Source organism: Natronotalea proteinilytica (assembly GCF_055379935.1).
This window is the reverse complement of the sequence record NZ_AP043947.1, coordinates 284,880-304,774: the sequence shown is the minus strand read 5'-3', so window position 1 is coordinate 304,774 and position 19,895 is coordinate 284,880. Positions and strand designations below refer to the sequence as shown.

Annotated in this window: 13 protein-coding genes; 5 read left to right on the top strand and 8 right to left on the bottom strand. The window is 56.2% G+C overall.

The features are described from left to right. The first annotated feature begins 50 nt into the window (after positions 1 to 50). Positions 51 to 344, top strand: a complete 294-nt coding sequence (locus ACZ5AL_RS01485; protein WP_464511702.1) for a hypothetical protein — start codon at positions 51 to 53, stop codon at positions 342 to 344. A 530-nt stretch (positions 345 to 874) separates the two neighbouring features. On the opposite strand, the gene ACZ5AL_RS01480 is transcribed toward ACZ5AL_RS01485, so the two are convergent. The 4 genes from ACZ5AL_RS01480 to ACZ5AL_RS01465 form a co-directional block, all read right to left on the bottom strand. Next, on the bottom strand, positions 875 to 2,455 hold the full coding sequence (locus ACZ5AL_RS01480; protein WP_464511700.1) for a sodium:solute symporter: 1,581 nt from the start codon (positions 2,453 to 2,455) through the stop codon (positions 875 to 877). A 253-nt stretch (positions 2,456 to 2,708) separates the two neighbouring features. Beyond that, positions 2,709 to 5,714 (bottom strand): TonB-dependent receptor, encoded by a 3,006-nt coding sequence (locus ACZ5AL_RS01475; protein ID WP_464511699.1) that lies wholly within the window; start codon positions 5,712 to 5,714, stop codon positions 2,709 to 2,711. A gap of 60 nt (positions 5,715 to 5,774) precedes the next feature. Further along, positions 5,775 to 6,833 (bottom strand): FecR family protein, encoded by a 1,059-nt coding sequence (locus ACZ5AL_RS01470; protein WP_464511698.1) that lies wholly within the window; start codon positions 6,831 to 6,833, stop codon positions 5,775 to 5,777. A 650-nt stretch (positions 6,834 to 7,483) separates the two neighbouring features. Continuing rightward, a complete protein-coding gene (locus tag ACZ5AL_RS01465; protein WP_464511697.1) occupies positions 7,484 to 10,198 on the bottom strand; it encodes a cation-transporting P-type ATPase in 2,715 nt (904 codons plus the stop codon). Positions 10,199 to 10,525: 327 nt separating this feature from the next. Here ACZ5AL_RS01465 and ACZ5AL_RS01460 point away from each other — a divergent pair, with 327 nt between their 5' ends. After that, positions 10,526 to 11,947: a Na+/H+ antiporter NhaC family protein gene (locus tag ACZ5AL_RS01460; protein ID WP_464511695.1), complete on the top strand. Its 1,422-nt coding sequence runs from the start codon at positions 10,526 to 10,528 to the stop codon at positions 11,945 to 11,947. A 4-nt stretch (positions 11,948 to 11,951) separates the two neighbouring features. On the opposite strand, the gene ACZ5AL_RS01455 is transcribed toward ACZ5AL_RS01460, so the two are convergent. Both ACZ5AL_RS01455 and rpsU read right to left on the bottom strand, forming a co-directional pair. Next, positions 11,952 to 12,521 (bottom strand): RNA polymerase sigma factor, encoded by a 570-nt coding sequence (locus ACZ5AL_RS01455; protein WP_464511694.1) that lies wholly within the window; start codon positions 12,519 to 12,521, stop codon positions 11,952 to 11,954. 482 nt (positions 12,522 to 13,003) lie between these two features. Next, entirely contained in the window at positions 13,004 to 13,210 is a 207-nt protein-coding gene (gene rpsU / locus ACZ5AL_RS01450) for a 30S ribosomal protein S21 (protein ID WP_464511693.1), read from the bottom strand. A gap of 146 nt (positions 13,211 to 13,356) precedes the next feature. Between rpsU and rdgB the strand changes: the two genes are divergently transcribed. Both rdgB and dtd read left to right on the top strand, forming a co-directional pair. Then, the gene (gene rdgB / locus ACZ5AL_RS01445) at positions 13,357 to 13,977 is read left to right on the top strand and encodes an RdgB/HAM1 family non-canonical purine NTP pyrophosphatase (protein WP_464511691.1); all 621 of its coding nucleotides are present in this window, start codon (positions 13,357 to 13,359) and stop codon (positions 13,975 to 13,977) included. 47 nt (positions 13,978 to 14,024) lie between these two features. Further along, positions 14,025 to 14,480 carry a D-aminoacyl-tRNA deacylase gene (gene dtd / locus ACZ5AL_RS01440; RefSeq protein ID WP_464511690.1) on the top strand — a complete coding sequence of 152 codons (456 nt, stop codon included), beginning with the start codon at positions 14,025 to 14,027 and terminating at the stop codon, positions 14,478 to 14,480. Here dtd and ACZ5AL_RS01435 read toward each other — a convergent pair. Beyond that, entirely contained in the window at positions 14,428 to 15,408 is a 981-nt protein-coding gene (locus tag ACZ5AL_RS01435; protein WP_464511689.1) for a DUF4249 family protein, read from the bottom strand. The genes dtd and ACZ5AL_RS01435 overlap by 53 nt on opposite strands. A 36-nt stretch (positions 15,409 to 15,444) precedes the next feature. Then, positions 15,445 to 17,781, bottom strand: a complete 2,337-nt coding sequence (locus tag ACZ5AL_RS01430) for a TonB-dependent receptor (RefSeq protein ID WP_464511687.1) — start codon at positions 17,779 to 17,781, stop codon at positions 15,445 to 15,447. A 222-nt stretch (positions 17,782 to 18,003) separates the two neighbouring features. Between ACZ5AL_RS01430 and ACZ5AL_RS01425 the strand changes: the two genes are divergently transcribed. Beyond that, positions 18,004 to 19,548 (top strand): hydroxymethylglutaryl-CoA reductase, encoded by a 1,545-nt coding sequence (locus ACZ5AL_RS01425; protein ID WP_464511686.1) that lies wholly within the window; start codon positions 18,004 to 18,006, stop codon positions 19,546 to 19,548. Positions 19,549 to 19,895: the final 347 nt, after the last annotated feature.

The following is a 19,895-nucleotide window of genomic DNA, read 5'->3' as shown; positions in this document are numbered from 1 at the left end:
CACATCGCGTGCTCATTTTGCTGTCTTCGATCCTAATTCGGTGGATAACTATGACGTTCTTGACCCGCCTTCGTGATCGCTACCTGAACGCGTCGGTACGTGCAACGGCCCATTACATGAAGACCTGGGCGTATTGCGCACACTGCGCCACCCACACTCCGTGGATGACGCGTACGGCCATTGGCCACTATCAGTGCCTGGAGTGCGGCAAGAACCCGCTGAATGAACCCGCCGCCTCGTGCGCCGATCATGCAGACACGGATGCTTCCGAATCACCCGCCCAGGAGCGCGCGCCCCGTCGCGGATCGGCACCTTCGTCTGCTCCGATCAAGCACCCGGCCTAAGCGGCAACACGAGTCGCCCCACATACCAGAGACACTGTAGCATGTGTATACATCAACCTGCTACTGCTCTGTCACAGGTCAATCTTCGGGTTGCAACACCCCCGTTTTAATGTTGTCATCTTGAGCGGAGCAACTGCGTCTAGCAGGTGCGGAGTCTGACACGAGCGCAGCGACTGCCGAACGTAGTGAGTAAAGATCTCCCCCGAAATGAGCAGGGCCGCTCGGTCGATCAGAGCCTGCTGAGCGTCGGGGAGATGGTTCGGCGTGCTCCGGGCTGGACCCGTCGCGTGCTCACCATGACAGGTTTTTTGGAGGGGGTTGGAACACATGATTTGGCACGATCTCCGCCCTCTTGTCATTGCGAGCGCAGCGACGCAATCTCATTGCTGTCATACTGGATGCAGGCGCCCAAGCAACGGCATGAGATCGCACCCCAGGAGTACCCGGGCTGCGCCCAGCGCCACGTCAGTCGCAGGGCTCCCTCCTCGCGATGACAATGTTGGACCATACCATTCAGGTGTGGCAGATCACTACCAAAAGATCACAACCATGACCAGCGTAACTGCAACGATGGCTGCCGACTGCCAGCGGTAGTCTTTGTACCAGGGCATGTCCTCTTCAGGCTCAATGCCTCGGTTCGCCCAGGTAAGGTCATCGACTTTTTTGTCGGCCGGGACTTCATCAAACACGAGAGCTACCACTATAGCCAGCAGCAAAGAGAGTACTGTAAGGATCCCTGCAATGATGGTAAAGTGGATGTTGACGATATCGGTGATCCACACCAGGAAAATGGCCAACGAAAGTCCGTGTCCGCCCACCAGCGTAATGAACGCGCTGTGACGCCCCATGCGGTCCCAGAACACACCCAGAAGGAAAACGGCGACAACCGGCGGCACCAAGAAGGAGAGCATCTGCTGAATGTAACTCCACAGGCCCTCAAAGTTGAGAATCATGGGCGCCCACAGTGCGGCGGCCACCATCAGCACAATGGTGATCCAGCGCCCGAGCGTACCGACCTGCTCAGCCGTCAGATCGGGCTTGTTCGGCTTGATGAAGTCTACCGTGATGAGCGTAGACGCCGCGTTGAGCGTGGAGTCAATGGTCGACATGATAGCCGCAATGAGTCCGGCCAGGACAAGCCCAACCACGCCAACCGGAAGCAGTTCGGTGACAAGCGTGGGGAACACCATATCGGGCTCAGCCAGGTCGGGGTAGAGCGTAAGGGCCCACGCGCCGGGCAGCACCATAATGAACAGCGGAGCCAGTTTGAGCAGCCCCCCCAAGAGTGCGCCCCAGCGGGCTTGCTTAAGGTCTTTCGCCCCCAAGATGCGCTGCACGATATACTGATTCAGCCCCCAGTAGTAGAACCCGAGCACCGGCACGCCAATGAGTGTACCCAGCCATGGCAATCGGCCTTCGGGATCATCGACTGGGTGGATCATGGACAGGTGGCCATCGGGCAGGGCGGCGGTAGCCTGTGCCCATGAGAAGTCGAACTGTGCGAATGTAAGCAATGCAATGATGCACGAGCCAATGAACAGAATGACCGCCTGAATGACATCGGTGTAGACGACCGCCGCAAGTCCGCCTGCCGCTGTATACAGCCCTGCCACGAGCGCGAGTCCAAAGGCGGTCCACAGAAACGGAAGTTCGGGAAAGAACATTTGCAGCACGAGGGTACCAGCGTAGATCCCCCCCGCGGCATCGATCATGATGCTAGTGACGACCGTGAGCCCCGAGAAGTATTTACGCGAGCGCACGTCGAAGCGCTTCTGCAGATACTCCGGAATGGTCGTGAGCCGCGATCGGATAAAGAACGGAATGAAGAAGAACGCCATGAACACGAGCACCAGGCCCGCCATCCACTCGTAGTTCGAAACCGCAATGCCCGTGTTGTAGGCATCGCCGGCCAGTCCGATGAGCGTGGTACTAGAAATGTTCGACGCAAACAGAGAGAGACCAATCGTTCCCCACATCAGGGAGCGCCCGGCCAAGAACAGGTCCTCGCCCGTGTCGATGCGTTTGGCGATATAGTATCCAATGCCAAAAACGACAATGAAGTAGGCCCCGATGATGAACAGATCGAGGGTGCTGATAGGAAACTCTGTCATACGTCAAAAAAAGCGGTTTCACAGTGAGCAATAAGCGGCCAAGTGTCGCGCTATGAATATCTGTTCAGAAGCCGTTGCAGTCTACCCAATACGCCATTCAGGTTCAAGCCCTGCTCTCAAAAGTCAGGTTTTCAGCATAGAGCTGGCGCGCATATCCATAAAAACAGGTCCGGCCGTACCATATCGACCGGACCTGCTGCACACGCCTTCCCTTCGACAGAGGTAAAAGGGGGCGTTGGTTCGTGACTAGAACCTACAGTTGATAGGTAAGCGAAACCGTTACCCGACGTGGCAGGATAGGACGCGCGTTAAAGAACGGCTGATCGGCAGGATCGACTCCTGCAGGCAAACGCGGGTCCCCTTCGGTGAGACCACGGCTGTTGAATGCGTTGAATGCACGTACACCAAACCGTAGCGACTGCGCGTCGGCGAAGGCTGCAGTGTACCCGACGCCTGCATTAATGATGGTATAGGGATCGAGCTCTTGGAAATTTGCTTCATCGGCAAATCGCTTGCCGGTGTACTTCGCTCCAAGGTCTGCATCAAAACCAGCGGCTTCGTATGAGACTTCGCCTTGTGCCATTAACTGTGGCTGACGCTGAATCCAGTTGCCCGTAAAGTCATCGAAGTCGGTGAACTCGTGGTCTTGGAGCGTGAGCATGCCACTCAGCTGCAGCCCATCAAGAGCGGGCGGCGAGAAGACGCCCGTCAATTCTACCCCCATCGTACGGCTGCCTCCAATCTGCTCAGGAACGACCTCAATAGCTCCGGTAGCTGGATCTTGGCGCGGATCCGCTGCAAAACGATTATTCAACTCGGTGTAGTAAAATGCGGCTGTTCCCGAAAAGACACTGGACCCAGCGCGCAGTCCAATCTCGCCTTGCAGAAACTCCTCGTTGTCGAGGTCACCGATTTCGGTATCAGGTCCAACGAGCGGAGCAAGAGAGGCCAGTTCGGGAAAGAAGTATCCCCGAGATCCGACCCCATAGATATTGAATACATCCGTCAGAGCGTAGTTTACCCCAACGGACGCCGCAAAGTCTGTGGAACGAATGGAGCGCCGTGTGAACTCGTTATTGCCCCACACAAAGTTTTGTACGGCAAGAGCATCTCCAAACTCGCCATCTCCACCTACCTCTTCCGTGCCTTCTGACACGATAGTGGATTGACGCAGTTCATAGCGAACCCCAACATCAATGCGCAGGTCGTTGCCGATAATCATTTCGTTGCCGGCGTATCCTGCTGCTTTATTGCTCTGCATCTCGTTGTTTACGTAAACGCCGGCAGCATTGCTCAACCCATTTTGGGTAACGCGCGTCTGTTCGCCCGTATCGGTATCCTCAATGATGAGGTCGATCAGGCGCGGCTGATCGGCAAACTCGTTCAGCACATTGCTGTGCGTATCACGCTGCTTCACCTCAGTGCGCGAGAAGAACCCACCAACTGTTACATTGTGTGTGGTGTTGCCCGTGTCGAGTACTCGTGACAATTGGACGTCCGCTGCAAAATCGTTGTACGGCCGATCCCAGTTCCAGGCGCCTTGGTCAATGATGAAGTTGGGATTGCCCGGACTTCCCGGATCGAAGGCTTCGCCGGGGCGGTTGGCAAAACGCCAAACGGCTTCTTGTGTACTGGGGTCATCGATGAACTGGTTGGCGTACTCAAACGGGTCTTGAAACGCCGGAAAGGGAATGAATATGTTGAACTCGTGGTGCATATCGGTCCACTGCACCCGGCTCTCTAAATCATATCCACTTCCCAGGTCCTGAACGAATTCAAATGTTAAGGAGGCACCGCGCGTTACGATACCGCGGTCCATGTTAGACTCAAATCCGCCATCGGGGGTACGAAAGCCGATATCTGCAGCGCCTTGCGCATTCACCGTGGTTATTTCGCGACCGTCATTGCCACTAGCTGCTTCTCCGGTTTCACGATCATGTGGGAAGGGGAGGAAAAACTGATTGCTATCATTGATATACTTACCGTATACCCGAATGTACCCGTCATCTTGCAGGTACGTCATGTTTCCTTTCAACTGAAGCCCTTGCGTAGGCAAGCCTGTTACAACCGGTCCTTCGTCATAGCGATAAAATCCTCCCAGATTGTAGCGGAGGTTTTCGCCAAGCGGCCCATTCGTGTTGAAATCGAACCGGTACAGGTTGTTTTGGCCTGCCTGGGTGCGAAGCGTGGTTTCTTGCGAACTGCCGCCGGTTTTACTGATGTAGTTGATCAGTCCCGCCGGCGAGCCGACTCCAAAGAGCGCTGCGCTACCACCACGCACAAACTCCATCTGTTCAACGTTCAAGTCGTTGCGAAAGTATATGTCTTGCGAGCTGGTGGTTGTACGCGTTTCAGAGATAACGGGCATACCGTCTTCCTGAATCGGGTTGTATTTGAACTGTCCTGGAGCAGGAAGCCCACGTACAAACACGTTGGCAGCGACCTCACCTCCTCCTCCTTCTGAGTGCACGCCAGGTACCGACCGTAAGATGTCAGCCTGACTGCTGGGTTCGGCCCGCTGGATGTCTCCGCCCTGAATGACGGAGATGGAACTGGTGGCTTCTCGTTGCGCACGCTCTTGACGGGTACCCGTTACAATGGCCCCTTCCATCTGCATCACATCCTCGCGGAGCTCAAAGTTTTGCGTGATGGTGGCTCCCGGTTCGACGGTCACTTCAGACTCGGCAGGGGCAAAGCCGACAAAGGTTGCCCGTACCGTGTAGGTGCCGGGCTCTACATCGGGAATTGTGTATTGCCCTTCGGCATCTGTTGTCGTGCCTTGCATGGTGCCTTGAAGCACAACTTGTACCCCCGGAAGCGCTTCCCCCTGTGGATTTACAATGGTTCCTTCGATGATTCCAGGATCATCCGCAGCGGCAGGCGAAGCCGCTCCCGATGACTCGGCCTGAGGCACAATGGCATACGATCGTTCTCCGACTTGCTCGTACGTAAGCTCGTGGGACGTTAGCAATCGGTTGAGCTGTCCAGACAATCGAGCCGGAAGCGCTTTTCGGCTGCGCACGTTTAAATCGCTCAACGCGTCGCGCTCATACAAAAAGCTTACGTCGTGCTGGTCAGACACGCGAGCCAGTGCCTCTTCCAAACTTATAACAGCCGTGTCGCTGGCCGATGACTCAACCAACTGATCAGCCACAATAGAACTCGATTGGGCATGCACGCCCACTGTGGTACTTAGCGCAACCAGAAGCGCAAGGACCCCTGTCCAGCTTAAAACGGTCTTATTGTATTGGTGTCTCATAGCAAAACCTCTTTGGAATAGTCAGTCGAAAAACGGGTGGGCCTATTCACAGTGGCGCATCTACTCAATGACGATGCGCCGGTCTTCGTGGTGCACGGGGCGATCCAAGATGCGCCGGAGGCCTTCTACCAGCACATCAATTTGATTTTCGACAGCCCCTGATATTCTTGTGTCGAGCACATCAGCATTGCGGACGACCACCTCGTAACCGTAGATGCGCTCAATGCGCTGCGCAATGGCACGCACCGAGGTATCATCAAACACGATGGTGTCGGTCGTCCAGGATTGGTAGGCTTCAGGGTTGGTCGTTCGCTGCTGGCGGACGCCGTCGGCACGAGCGAACGTGATCCAGTCGCCAGGCGCCAGCTGGTGCTCATCCGAGGGTTCGTCTGCAGCCGCAACAGTTACCGCCCCCGAGGTAAGGACCACATCGGTTTCGTCCTCCCAGTGCGAAACGGTGAACGTAGTCCCTGTCACCCGGATGAATCCGTCGGGTGTGTTGACCTCGAAGGGCGGCAGTTCAGAAGTTCGTTCGGGAACGTCAAAGCGGGCTTCGCCGGTGAGCTCGACCGTATGAGGCGCCTCGGGATCGTAGCTGATGGCGGAATTTCCGCTTAGGGTAGCCGTTAGCGCACCGGAGAGCGCAACGGTTGTGCGCTCGCCATGAGCCGTCTCTACAACATGTGTTTCGGTGCGGGGCAGTAGGTCGGGGGCATATTCTTGCTGCACCACAATTCCTACGGCGATTAGAATCACTGCCAGCGTAGCAATCCACGCGCGCCGCACACCACTCCGCCCCGAACGACGCGCAGCCCTACGCGACCGTTTGGGAGCAGAGCGGGGTGGGGACTCTGGCGTATGATCAGAGCGTGCAGCACGTCGATCTTCAAACCGTTTCCAGGCTGCATCCAGATCCTCAGCCTTTTCCGTGTCCGGTTTGAACTGCGCTAGGCGAATCGTTGCCCGCGCATCGCGTGCGGCCTGTGCATGAGCCGCCTCGGCATTGATCCAGTCGGCCCACTTTTCCGTTTCCGATGATGACGCCTCATCCAGCGCCCAGCGCTGAAACGAAGCATCGCGTAGAAGCTGGTTCACCAGCTCCTCATGACGGTCGTCCATATATGAAAATACCCCAAGCCATCCAATAACAAACACGGGTGCCCCCCTTTGTGCATGCAGTGTTCACCCTTATAGAGGACCGCGTTGGGCCGGTGTACGCCTTTGAATTGAAACGAAAATGTAACGACTCGAAAAGCCATGATCGAGATGAGAAGGGTCACCCGCTCGGTCGTTCAGCACTGCTGAGCGCCGAACAGGCCTGGTGAAGGCGTCACAGCACGTACGTGTTTAGCGACATGCCACAGATCGCCGGGGACGCAAGCGGTCCCCGGCTATGGGTTTGCTTACATTGCGCCGTTCTATAGCCTAGGATCAGGAGCGGAGCGGATATCCCGGGCGGCCCGGGCCATCCCATACATGTCATGCTGAACGCAGTGAAGCATCTCAGCGCTATGTGGCCGGGAAGGCCTGCTGCTCAGTGTCCACGAGGTGCACCCCTGTGCGCACCGGATGTGGCTTTCCCGTAGGCATGGCGTTGAGATCCTTCCGCCTGGCGGCGTCAGGATGACTGCAAGAGATATGATCTCGCTCTCGTCGCGACGCAGAGAGGCCGTAAGGTCATGCCTGTTGTGCATCGCGACGAGTGTTCAATGGGCGCTCTCTCCTCGCAATGACAATTCCGAACTATACCATTCAGGTGTGACACAGCACTACGCTTGCATGCGCCGGGCGATGGCTTTTTCTGCTTCCACCACAACGAACACGAGCACACCAACGCCCGCCACCCAGGCCCAGTCAAGCAGCGTCAGTGGACCAGTGCCAAATGCGATCTGCATAAACGGCAAGTACGTGAAACCCAACTGCAGCAGAATAAGCACACCCACCACAGCCCAGGCAACCGGATTGGCCAGCAAGCGCCGCACAGACAGAGCCGACTGCCAGATGAATCGAGTATTGAAGAGATAGGCAATCTGCCCGGCCACAAGTGCATTAACAGCAATGGTTTGTGCCGACTCCAGCGACACGCCATGCTCCATCTCATAAAAGAACAGCCCCAATGCCGCAACGGCAATCAGCACCGATACGTAGCCGATGCGCCACAACAGATAGCCCGATAGAATGGGCGCATCGGGATCGCGTGGCGGGCGCTTCATGATCTGCGATTCGCCAGGCTCAAAGGCCAATGCCAACGCAAGCGTTACCGCCGTTACCATGTTCACCCATAGGATTTGCAACGGTGTGATGGGCAGGTGCTGAAACGTGAATAGCACCGTCGAAATGAGCATGAGCGACTCGGCGCCATTCGTGGGCAGAATGAAGAGAATCGCTTTCCTGAGATTGTCGTAGATGGTGCGCCCTTCGCGCACGGCAGCAGCAATCGTGGCAAAGTTGTCATCGGCCAGCACCATATCCGCGGCTTGCTTCGTTGCTTCAGATCCCTTCACACCCATCGCTACGCCTACATCAGCGCGTTTGAGGGCTGGAGCATCGTTGACGCCGTCGCCGGTCATCGCTACAATGCGTCCATGCGACTGCAGGGCTTCCATGATGCGCAGCTTATGCTCGGGGCTTGTGCGCGCAAACACAGACCGCTCGGGCACCAATTCGGCGAGGGTCGCTGCATCCATCTGTTCGAGTTCAGCACCAGTGACTGCTTCGTGGCCCGATGTGATGCCCAGTTGCTCGCCAATGCTTTGCGCGGTTTGCGCGTGATCGCCTGTAATCATTTTGACGTGGATGCCGGCCTCCTGGCATTCGCGCACGGCACGCTTGGCTTCATCACGCGGCGGATCCATGAGCCCAAGCACCCCCAACAACACGAAGCCGCCCTCATGCACATCGGCCTCTTCCAAAGACGGATTCTCGTCTGCACGCTCGGCTACCGCCAACAGGCGATGTCCGGTGCTGGCCATATCGTCCATGGCCGCCTGCCAGAAATCGGCGTCAAGCGGTTGGTCAGATCCGTCGTGCATACGCTGGGCCGTGCACAGCTTCAGCACCCGCTCAGGCGCTCCCTTCAGATAGATACGTCCGCCCTGGGGGGTGTCGTGCCGCGTAGCCATCCACTGGCGCTCCGACTCAAACGGCACGGTGTCGGTGCGCGGATGGCTGTCGAGCAACGCACGGCGGTCGCATCCTACTTTTTGAGCGAGCACGACAATTCCCCCTTCGGTCGGATCGCCTTCAATGGTCCACTGACCGTTGGTTTGTTGCACGGTAGCATCGCTGCACAGGAGCCCTGCCTGGGCCGCTTGCACAACGCCCGCATGCGCATCCAACGACACCTCGGTATCGTCTTGCACAACGGTTCCTTCTGGAATGTAGCCGGATCCCGTGACGTTGTATTGCTCTTCGGCAACGGCCAGCCCACGAACCGTCATTTCGTTGCGCGTAAGCGTGCCGGTCTTATCGGAGCAGATAACGGAGACGGAGCCGAGCGTCTCTACAGCGGGCAGTTTGCGAAGAATGGCGTTGCGCTGGGCCATTCGCTGCACGCCCAGCGCCAGTGTAATGGTAAGAATGGCGGGGAGCCCTTCGGGAATAGCAGCTACGGCAATGCCCACCGCGATCATGAACAGCTCTTCGAGTCCGTATGGACGAAACACATATCCGAACGCAAACGTGGCGGCACACAGCCCTAAAATCAGCACCGATAGGATGCGTCCGAATGCATTGGTTTGCTGAATGAGTGGCGTGGTGAGCTGCTCCACCTCGGCCATCATCGTACCAATGCGCCCGACCTCCGTATCCATGCCCGTGGCCACGACCACACCGCGCCCACGTCCGCGCCGCACAATAGTCCCCGAAAAGCCCATGCTAGCCCGATCGCCGATGGATGCCTCGTCAGAAACCGCATCGGTATGCTTGTCAACAGGCATCGACTCGCCTGTAAGAATCGCCTCTTCGACACTCAAGTTGTTTGCATCGAGCCACCGCACATCCGCAGGGATCTGATCGCCCGATTCTACGAGTACGATATCGCCTGGCACGACATCGCTGGCTTTGATCGTGGTCCGCTCTCCATCGCGCAGCACCGTGGCCTGAGGCGAAAGCATGTCGCGGAGCGATTCGAGCGCCTCCTCAGCCTTTCCCTCCTGCACAAACCCGATGATAGCGTTAATGAGCACCACCGCCATGATCACGCCCGAGTCAATCCACTCGCCCAGCAACGCCGTAACCGCCGATGCCAGGATAAGAATATAGATAAGCACGTCGTGAAACTGACGCAGGAACCGCATTAGGATCGACTCGCGCTCTTCCACGTCGAGTACATTCGGACCGTGGCGCTCCAATCGAACAGCAGCCTCGGTCGCGGTGAGCCCCGCATCTAGATCCGCTTCAAGATGTGCGGTGACATTAGATGCAGACTGCCCATGCCATGCTACATCGGCAGCTTTTTGAGACGCAACAACAGGGGATTCCATATACCAGGGCGGGCTTAATGGATAAAGTGTATACCGTTAGTATAGAGAACAACGCACTTTGATCAAACGGCTGCATCCACCTTTCACTACTCTGTATCGTTCAAAAGACCGGCTTTTTGCTTCTCTTCAACACAGTCGCCCTTCGCTTGTGCAACACGCAATCCGAGCGTGCATTCCATAGTCTGTTCTTTCATTCCGCGCTAAAGCGCTATGCAACTCGGTTCTCTGCACTGGTGGTGGCATGCCTGTAGCGGTCGATGTTGACGGATACCACGTTGTAGTTGTATGCTGTACGTATCCGCCTGACTCGACTGCCTTATCTGTTATATGCCTACTTCTAACGCATCGCCAGTGCGCGAATCGGATGCTTCCGGTTCGTCGCCCTCTCCCTCGTTCATTGCTCTTACGCCGCTTTTTCTGTTCCTTGCGCTCTTTTTTGGCGTAGGGCTCTACTACAGCGTTCTGGGCATAGAACGCCCCTTCTACCAGATTCATCCCTCGGTGGCCACGCTGCCCGCACTCGTGCTGGCTATCGTACTCGGCGCAGCATCGGTCAAGAAAAACCTGCGCACGCTGCTGCGGGGTATTGGGGATGAAACCATCATGACGATGTGCATTGTCTTCTTGCTTGCCGGGGCCTTTGCGGGCGTCATGGAGGCCATTGGCGGCGTAGAGGCCACGGTGGATCTGGGCCTTGCCCTCTTGCCCGATCAGTTCATCTTGCCGGGGTTGTTTTTGATTTCGGCGTTCATTTCTCTCTCCATGGGAACGTCCATGGGCACGCTGGCTGCCGTAGCTCCCATTGCCGTGGGCGTGAGCGGGTCCACCGAGTTGTCGGTGACGATTACGCTGGGAGCCGTGGTGGGCGGCGCTATGTTTGGCGACAATCTGTCTATCATTTCGGATACGACGATTGCCGCTACCCGCACGCAAGGCTGCAGCATGACGGATAAGTTCCGCGCCAACTTGTGGATTGCCGTTCCCGCGGCAGTGGTTACCACCATCGGACTGTTCCTGGCTAGCACAGGAGCCTCCGATGCTGCCGAGGGAACGGTCAACGTTTGGCTGGTCTTGCCCTACCTGATTGTCCTGGGCTTAGCTGTGGCCGGACTCGATGTGTTCGTGGTCTTGGGAGCTGGTATTGTACTGGCTGGCGCCACCGGCATCATAGCAGGGGATTACGGAATGGCCCCGTTTGCCGGCGATATCTATGACGGCTTCGAAAGCATGTTTGGCATCATGCTCCTCGCCATGTTCATTGGCGGATTGGGCGAACTGATTCGGCGGCAGGGCGGGCTCGCATGGCTTGCGCAAGCCATACGCCGCTCCACTGCGTTCTTACGCCTGAAAGGCCGCCGTGCTGGCGAAACGGGCATTGCCGCTATGGCTGCGCTTAGTGATGTGCTCATCGCCAACAATACGGTGGCGATTCTGCTCTCGGGAACCGTAGCCCGCGATCTGGCCAAGCAGTACGACATCGACGCCCCCCGCAGCGCAAGTCTGCTCGATATTTTTGCGTGCATCGTGCAGGGCGTGCTGCCGTATGGCGGACAGATTTTGCTCGCGGCGTCGTTGGCGGGCCTCTCTCCGATGGCACTCGTTGGCGCCATTCACTACTGCTGGGCCCTCCTGGTCGTGGCCATTATCAGCATTGCCTTTCAAATTGGACGGGGACCTGGTGTAACCACAAAGACGGCATCGGTAAATCCATACAACACCGCCTCCACAACAGAAGCCCCTGCCTCGTAAGCGCTCAAGAGGACGCATCAACCGGACGGATATGGGCACGCAGGTGCTGCAGCGCTTCCGACACGTAGTTGCGGGCCGTCTGATTGGCAATGTCCATGACATGTGCTATCTCGTCGTGGGCCAGCCCATGATAGAAGCGGAGATACAGCGCCTCACGACGGCGCTCTGACAACGTTTCAACAGCTGACTTTAGCTGACCGCGGCGGGCTTCGGTGCTCTCATAGGCCGCCAATAGATCTTCCTGTGACATCGCAAATCGGACGGCCTCTTCTGCAAATGATGCATGATGATCCCGTCGCGTACGCTCCTTAGCTACGTATTGCAATAACCGTCGTCGAAGAGCCGTAAGCAAGTAGCTGCGTGGATGGTCAAGGTCCTCTACCGATGTGTCGCTACGCCACAGGGCAAGGAATACATCCTGAATGGCATCTTCAACCAGTGCAGCCTGCGATGCAAACCGCCGTCCGTAGTTGCGCAAGTGCACATAGTGCGTTCGAAATAACCGCTCGAAGGCACCGTCCGGCTTCGAAGCAGAGTCATCAGAATGAGTATGTTCAGAGGAAAAATCGACCACAAACCGGGGGGAGGTTAACCGTAGGTCAGAACACGCATGGGAGGACGCTGCCCCTACCGAAACCCATTAACACGCACTTAACATACGTGTTCAGTATAACATGCCTGTTCTTTTTCTGCAACCCCTGGTCTCTTTACGTGTCATGTGGTTGCTGCAAGACCAACTTCCCGTATGGGCTCTGAAATAAGACAATGTAACGATTCCAGCGGTCACGTTATGATTTACGGAGGCTCGGGTCGTACACGTGCACATCAATCAGAACAGTTCATGCTTTTCCCCGGAAGTAAAACATCTCAAAAAGGCCCGGTCTCTGGTGGGGGACCGGGCCTTTTTATTTGCTTCAAGCAGATAAGCGGTAGCCAAATAATTCGACGGCGTTCGCCTCCACCAAAAAAGCAGCACACGCCACCGTGTGACGTATGCTGCTTTCTATAGCCATGCGGAGCAGCCAGGCAGACTGTCCACAAACCGATCTGCTATTTTTACAACCGTTTCCGCCGATTGCCGCGATTTCGATGGCGACGCCGACGGGCTTTCTTTGCCTTCAACCGCTTCTCCTCAGACGGTTTCAGGTATGACATATTCTGCCGGTACTCGCGCAGCACGCGGCTCCGGTTTACCTGACGACGAAACCGCTTCAATGCACGGTCAATGGATTCGTTGTTGCGAACTTTTACACCTACAGCCAAGACGGATCCCTCCTTTTGTTACAATCTATTCTATTATGCAGTTGATGCACGGACCCATGTGGTCCATGCATCCATTCGTAACGAGCGTAGGAAACGGGTGTTTCTATGCACTGAACGGCTTTCTTCCTTTATCGACCGCATTCACTATGGCTTCGATGGCCCCTTCTCTGGTTTTAGGCACGCACAACCCGGGCAAAGTTGCCGAACTCAGGGCGTTGCTCGACGGCCTTCCGCTTACGCTACGATCGCTGGCTGACTGGTCTAACGCACCCGATGTTGTTGAAGACGCCGACTCTCTGCAAGGCAACGCACTAAAAAAAGCAAACGCCTTGCACGCCCACACCAACCTCCCCACCCTTTCAGATGATACTGGGCTGGAGGTAGAAGCCCTTGGAGGCAAACCCGGTGTACACACAGCCCGCTTTGCTGGTCCGAAAGCAACCGATGAAGAGAATATAGCCCACTTACTTGAGGCCCTCTCCGGCGCTGATACGCGGCGTGCCCAGTTTCGCACCGTAATCGCGATTGTAACGCCTACCGAAACAAGATACGTCGAAGGCGTTTGCCCGGGCACCATTGCGATGGAGCCACGCGGCCACAGCGGGTTTGGGTACGACCCGGTGTTTATCCCCAGAGAGCATACGCAAACCTTTGCCGAAATGGACGCTGCCACCAAGAACCGCATCAGTCACCGACGCCGCGCTCTTGACGCCCTCCTTACGGTGTTAAAGAATGATTTTGATGTGCTTTTTGACGCCAGTTCGTAACTTGCTTTGACCGTCCACTACATGATCTCCCCACTACTTTTTCGCTTATGATTGCTCTTGTACAACGCGTGTCTGAAGCCGCTGTCACCGTCGATGGTACGCGCACTGGCTCCATTGACGCGGGGCTTCTGATTTTGCTGGGCGTGCATCAGGACGACACAGCCGAGCAGGCCAAAGCGCTAGCGCATCAATGTGCTCACCTGCGCATCTTTTCGGATGAAGATGGACGCATGAACCACTCGCTTTTGGATACCAGCGGCGAGGCGCTTGTCGTGCCGCAGTTCACGCTCTGCGGCGACACCTCGCAAGGCCATCGTCCGTCTTTTACCGAAGCCGCTCCCCCAGATCGTGCCGAAGCGCTGTACGAGCAGTTTGTGGATCTTTTGGCTGGGCATCTCGGACGACCCGTTCCCACCGGAGTGTTTGGTGCGATGATGGATGTGCACCTCGTTAACGATGGTCCAGTGACGTTTTGGTTGGAGCAGCCTGGCTCACCGGAGTAGACGACGGGATACCCTCAGGGCGCTCTATCGTCACAATAGCGCTGGCTCGCGAGAGGCTACCAAAAATGCCGGTTCCTCCTTCCACACGGTCGATAACATTTGGGATTTCGCCAGGCGATAGACCGCCTTGCTGCACATCCTGGGTGCGAATCAGGTCGTAGTAGCTTTCGTCAGGGGCAACAATAGCTACATTGTTGTCGCCATAAAATGCGAACCCGATCCATGGCACTTCGATCAGAATAGACCCGTCATCCTGGAACTGAAACGATTGCTCATTGACCAACGGCGAAGCCACGCGCTGCAAATCCCCAATCCGATCGTCGTCCTCATCGAAGGAGTCGGCGTAGAAGGGTGTCAACTCGGCGATGAGTTCCTCATCGCTAAGCGCGTCGAAGTCAAGCTGCGAGGTAACGGCAAATGCATATGCCCTTGGACGCTCCGTTTCTTGGCTCTCGCTGATAACGAACGAGGGTTGGTCAGGCCCCTGATAGGGGACTTCTGTGTTTTCGACTTCCTGCACATTAATGAGGTCAGGTACTAGGGTTTCGGCTTCGACTCGTTCGCCGGTTTCGGTGTCTACCTCCAGCGCATAGCGTGCGCCGGGCTGCACCACGACGTCGTTATCAACTGGGCGATAGACACCGGGTGTATCTTCTTCATACGGATACGCCATGGCGGCATTCTCCTCGCCATCCAGCTTCCGCACCACCACGTCCGCGTTGCGTACGGCGGCGTCTTCGGGATCAAACCGATCGGTGGCTGCAACCGACTGCATCAGCCGCACCTGCGGCAGGGTGTCATTGGCAATTAGATACGACTCGACCACCACCTCCGATTCGGAATCGGTACTTTCAACGTTGCACCCGACCGCAATGAGTAGCAGTGCCAGCCAGCCCCCTACGCTCCATATCCAACGAGAATAACGCATGCGCACACAACAAAACATAGTGCGTAGACAGATAAATTAGAACGAGAAGGTCAGCGAAATATTGGGGAGCGGCACGGGAATTTGCGGAATAGTGTTGCGCGTTACGGTGCCGTCGTCCTCAAACTCGAAAAAGTAAAACCAGACGTTTTCGCGGGCATAGGCGTTGATAACTTGCAACTGCAATTCCAGATCGGCGATGCCGAAGAAGCGACCTGCACGAGTAAACCCGAGATCCAGTCGATGATAGGCCGGGAGCCGATCGTTGTTGAACGGACTCACCAGCACATCACGCGTTGTGCCCTCTGCCCCCAGTGGATCATCTTGCAGGCTGTATCGGAACTGCGGATTGGTGTAGGGCTGTCCGGTGCTAAAGTTAAACGCCGCCGTAGCTCGCCACCGGCTTGACAACTCGTAATTGAGCACCAGATCGAGGTCGTGGGTGCGGTCGAAGCTGGGCACGTAAAAGCCGGGCTGCCCGCTGGCATCCACATTCACGTCGGGGAACTGACGCTCGGTGCGGCTCAGGGTGTAGGAGGCAAATCCGTTAAGTCGCCCCTCGTTACGACGCACAATCCATTCATTTCCATAAGCATAGCCCCGTCCAAACCGAAACGTATCGCTGTAATCGAGCCCCGACAGGTCAGGCAGAAACGGATCTTGCTCGAACAGGTCGCGCATCGTACGCACATAGACCTCTGATTCGATTTCCCATCCGCCGTCGAGCTGGAACTGTGCACCGGCGGCCCATTGGTCACCAAACGCAGGAGGCACCCCCGTGTCGGTCATGAGCCACGAGTCGAATCCGGTAAAGAGCTCACTGGATTCGAGCGTGAGGAACTGGTAGTACCGCCCATACGCCGACTGCAGGCGAAGGCTGGGCGTAAGGTCGTATGCGACGGAGATGCGGGGTTCGAGGCGCCAGAAGTTGCCCTGTTCAAAGTACGTGCCTCGCAGTCCGCCACGGATGCGCCAGTCATCGGTCGGACGATAGGTGTCTTGCACAAACGCTGAAATGTATCCACTCTCGATGCGCCGGTTAAAGGTTTCGTTGCCATCGAAGCGCGTGCTCAACCCAAATGAGAGCGCACCGCCCCATATCCCAGCTTTTAATTCGTGTTCGGGCGTTGGGGTGTACTCAATATCAGCTTTGAGGGATACATCGGTGACCTCGTTTTCTTGGCCAAACTCGGTGCCAGCAATACGGGCAATTGGCGTGCTTCGATATCGCGAAGCCGTTGCGGTTACCGTAGAGAACGTGCGAGAAGATATGAGGCGTGTCCAATTAGCGCTCAGGGTACGGTTCCCATACCCTATGTCAAAGGTCCCGTCATCTAGAAACTGCAAATCGAGTTCGTCCTGTCCGCCATACACCGACAGCGAAAGCCGGTCGTCATCGGTCAGGTTGTAATTGACTTTCGCATTGATATCGTAAAAGTAGAAGCTATCGGGAATGCCCTCGATGTCGGCCCCCCGCAGCACGGCCAGCAGCGGCTCCAGCGTAGAGCGCCGCACCGCCAGCATGTACGAGCCGCGGCCTAACTCGCCGTCTTCTTCGGCTTGAATCGGCCCTTCAATGTATGCACGCGATGCCAGGAGCCCAACGCTGAGCCCGCCCTCTCGGGTGCGGCGGTTGCCATCTTTATTGTAGATATCAACAACACTCCCGATGCGTCCGCCATATTCGGCAGGAAAGGCCCCCTTGTACAGCTGCACATCTTTGATAGCATCCGGGTTGAACGTCGAAAAGAAGCCAAAGAAGTGCGTGGGATTGTAAACCGTGGTTTGATCAAGCAAAATCAGTGTTTGATCGGGGCTGCCGCCACGGATGTAGAGCCCGCTCGAAAAGTCGCTAGCGGCTTGAATACCCGGCAGGAATTGAAGCGACCGAAACACATCGGGCTCCAATACAGCGGGCAGTTCACGGATTAGATCGGTAGACAGCCGCTCCACGCCCAGCGTGCGCCGCTCCTCTTCGGCATCGTCGCGCACCACGACTTCTTCCAGATCCACATCATCAGGGACGAGTTCTATGTCAAGACGCAGCTCTTCGCCAGGCGCCAGCGTAATGGTTTCTTCCGTACTCCGGTATCCAATATACGAGGCCCGAATGGTGTACGTCCCCGGTTCGAGTCCACTCAATGTGTAAAACCCGGCGTTGTTGGTTGCTGCTCCGCGCTCTGCCTCTTGCACCAGCACATTCGCCCCGAGCAACCGTTCGCCACTTACCGCATCGCGTACTTCTCCACTTATTGTTGCAGATTGGCTATAGCTCGGCAATGCCATTCCTCCCGCCATGCTAACCAGTAAAAGAAGCCCCACAGCCATACGACCCACAATGGAGAGGTGTCGCACACCAGCACAAACAAGCGTCATGGAACGATACTGCATTTAAAAGCAACTGAACCTACGCACCCGACGAACAGCCCCGTCATCTTGTTACGAGCAGATCGTAAAGATCCCGAAAGACGAATTCAATCCAATGGTTGCTATTTCTCCGCTCTTTTTCCGATACTGTATCCTTCCCGCATGGCTTGCGTATTGTATTGTGCGGATGTACGTTCTCGCCATCCCTGTTTGATTTAACCGTTCTATTTTATGTTTATTCCCAGCGTTTTGCTTAAGCAACTGTATACATTTGGTAGTCTTGAAAATACCGATCAGGGGGTGCAATTTGCTATAAAGAACCGACTTAAAGATGCTACCCTGACTGAACTAAAAGCCATCCGCATCAACGATGAAGAGGTGCCTCTAGAAGATGTGCACCTACATATGGGGGATGGGACGACCCTATCGGCAGGCGATTTGCAAGACGCTACAGCCATTGACTTTCCGTTGAAACGGACACTCTCGGTAGTGTGCAACGTCGATACGCTCGACACGGGCAAGCATAGCATCCAGATTGCGTTTAAGAGCAAGCCCTTCGGCACGCTCGATTTTACAGTGGAAGATGCCATTACCGAGGCCGACGACGCAATGCCTCGTATCCCCCGCGATACGGAGGACGATTACGACGATGCGATCATCAACGAGCGTCGAGAGTTTATTGAGTCGTTTACCAAAGCAGCCCCTACCCATACGTTTCAACCCTCGTTTGACCCGCACGTTACGGAAGGCAACATCGAGCACTTTGTCGGGGTGTCGCAGGTCCCGCTCGGTATTGCCGGTCCGCTTCAGGTAAATGGCGAACATGCCGATGGCGAATTCTTAATCCCGATGGCCACCTCGGAGGGCACCCTGGTGGCGTCGTACAACCGTGGGATTAAGGTAGTGAACTTAAGTGGTGGGGTTAAAACGACGGTACTCGACGATTGCATGCAACGCGCTCCGGTATTTGTGTTTTCGGATGCCCGCGAAGCGCGCGCCTTTCGCGACTGGGTCGATACTCACATCGACGATATTCGACGCGAAGCCGAATCGACGTCTAGCGTGGCAAAGCTGCTCTATATCGATACGTATCTGTCAAATAACTTTGCGTATCTCCGCTTCAACTATCGCACGGGCGATGCAGCCGGACAAAACATGGTTGGCCGCGCTACCTTTACCGCCTGTGGGTGGATCATAGATCACTATCCGGATCCTATTGAACACTTTTACCTCGAATCGAACTTTGCAACCGACAAAAAAGCTTCACAAGTCAATGTGATGCGCACGCGCGGCAAACGCGTCACCGCCGAGGCGACCATTGACCGGTCAGCCCTGGAGCAACATATGCGCGTTGACCCCGAAAGCTTACACTACCACTGGAACGTCTCGACTGTGGGGGCCTTTCTCTCAGGTGCCAACAACAACGGAGCACACTCGCCCAACGCGATCACGGCCATGTTCATTGCTACCGGACAAGACGTGGCTAACGTATCGGAGTCGTCGGCGGGGGTGCTCTACACGGATGTGACAGACAACGGCGACCTGAAAATTTCGCTGACCATCCCATCACTTATTGTAGCTACGTACGGAGGCGGCACCGGGCTACCTACACAGCGGGAGTGCCTGGAAATGCTAGACTGCTACGGCAAAAACAAAGTGCGGAAGTTTGCCGAAATTGTAGCGGGTGTGGCGCTGGCCGGTGAACTTTCACTGGGCGCGGCCATCTCCTCTTCCGACTGGGTTTCGAGTCACGAATCCTACGGACGTAACCGGTAAGTAAAGTCAGAGAGCGTTTTGGGTAGTCTCCGCTTCGTTCTTGCATTGTCATCTTGAGCGAAGTCGAAAGATCTCCCCCGAAATGGGCAGGGCCGCTGAATCGCCCAGAGCCTGATGAACGCCGAACAGCCGCTGGAGCCGTCACAGCACGCTGTGACGTTACGAGACCGCCACACTGAACCTACGCCTTCTCTGAGGGAGGTGGTGGAACGTAGGGTTTGACACGATCCTCTCCCCCTTTACATTCAGGTGTGACACAGCAGTAGCTAGACCCGCCTCAGTTTGGTCCTACATTGGCTTTACGTAGCCTCTCTCATGTACACTCTCTTTTGCTGATCGACCTACCA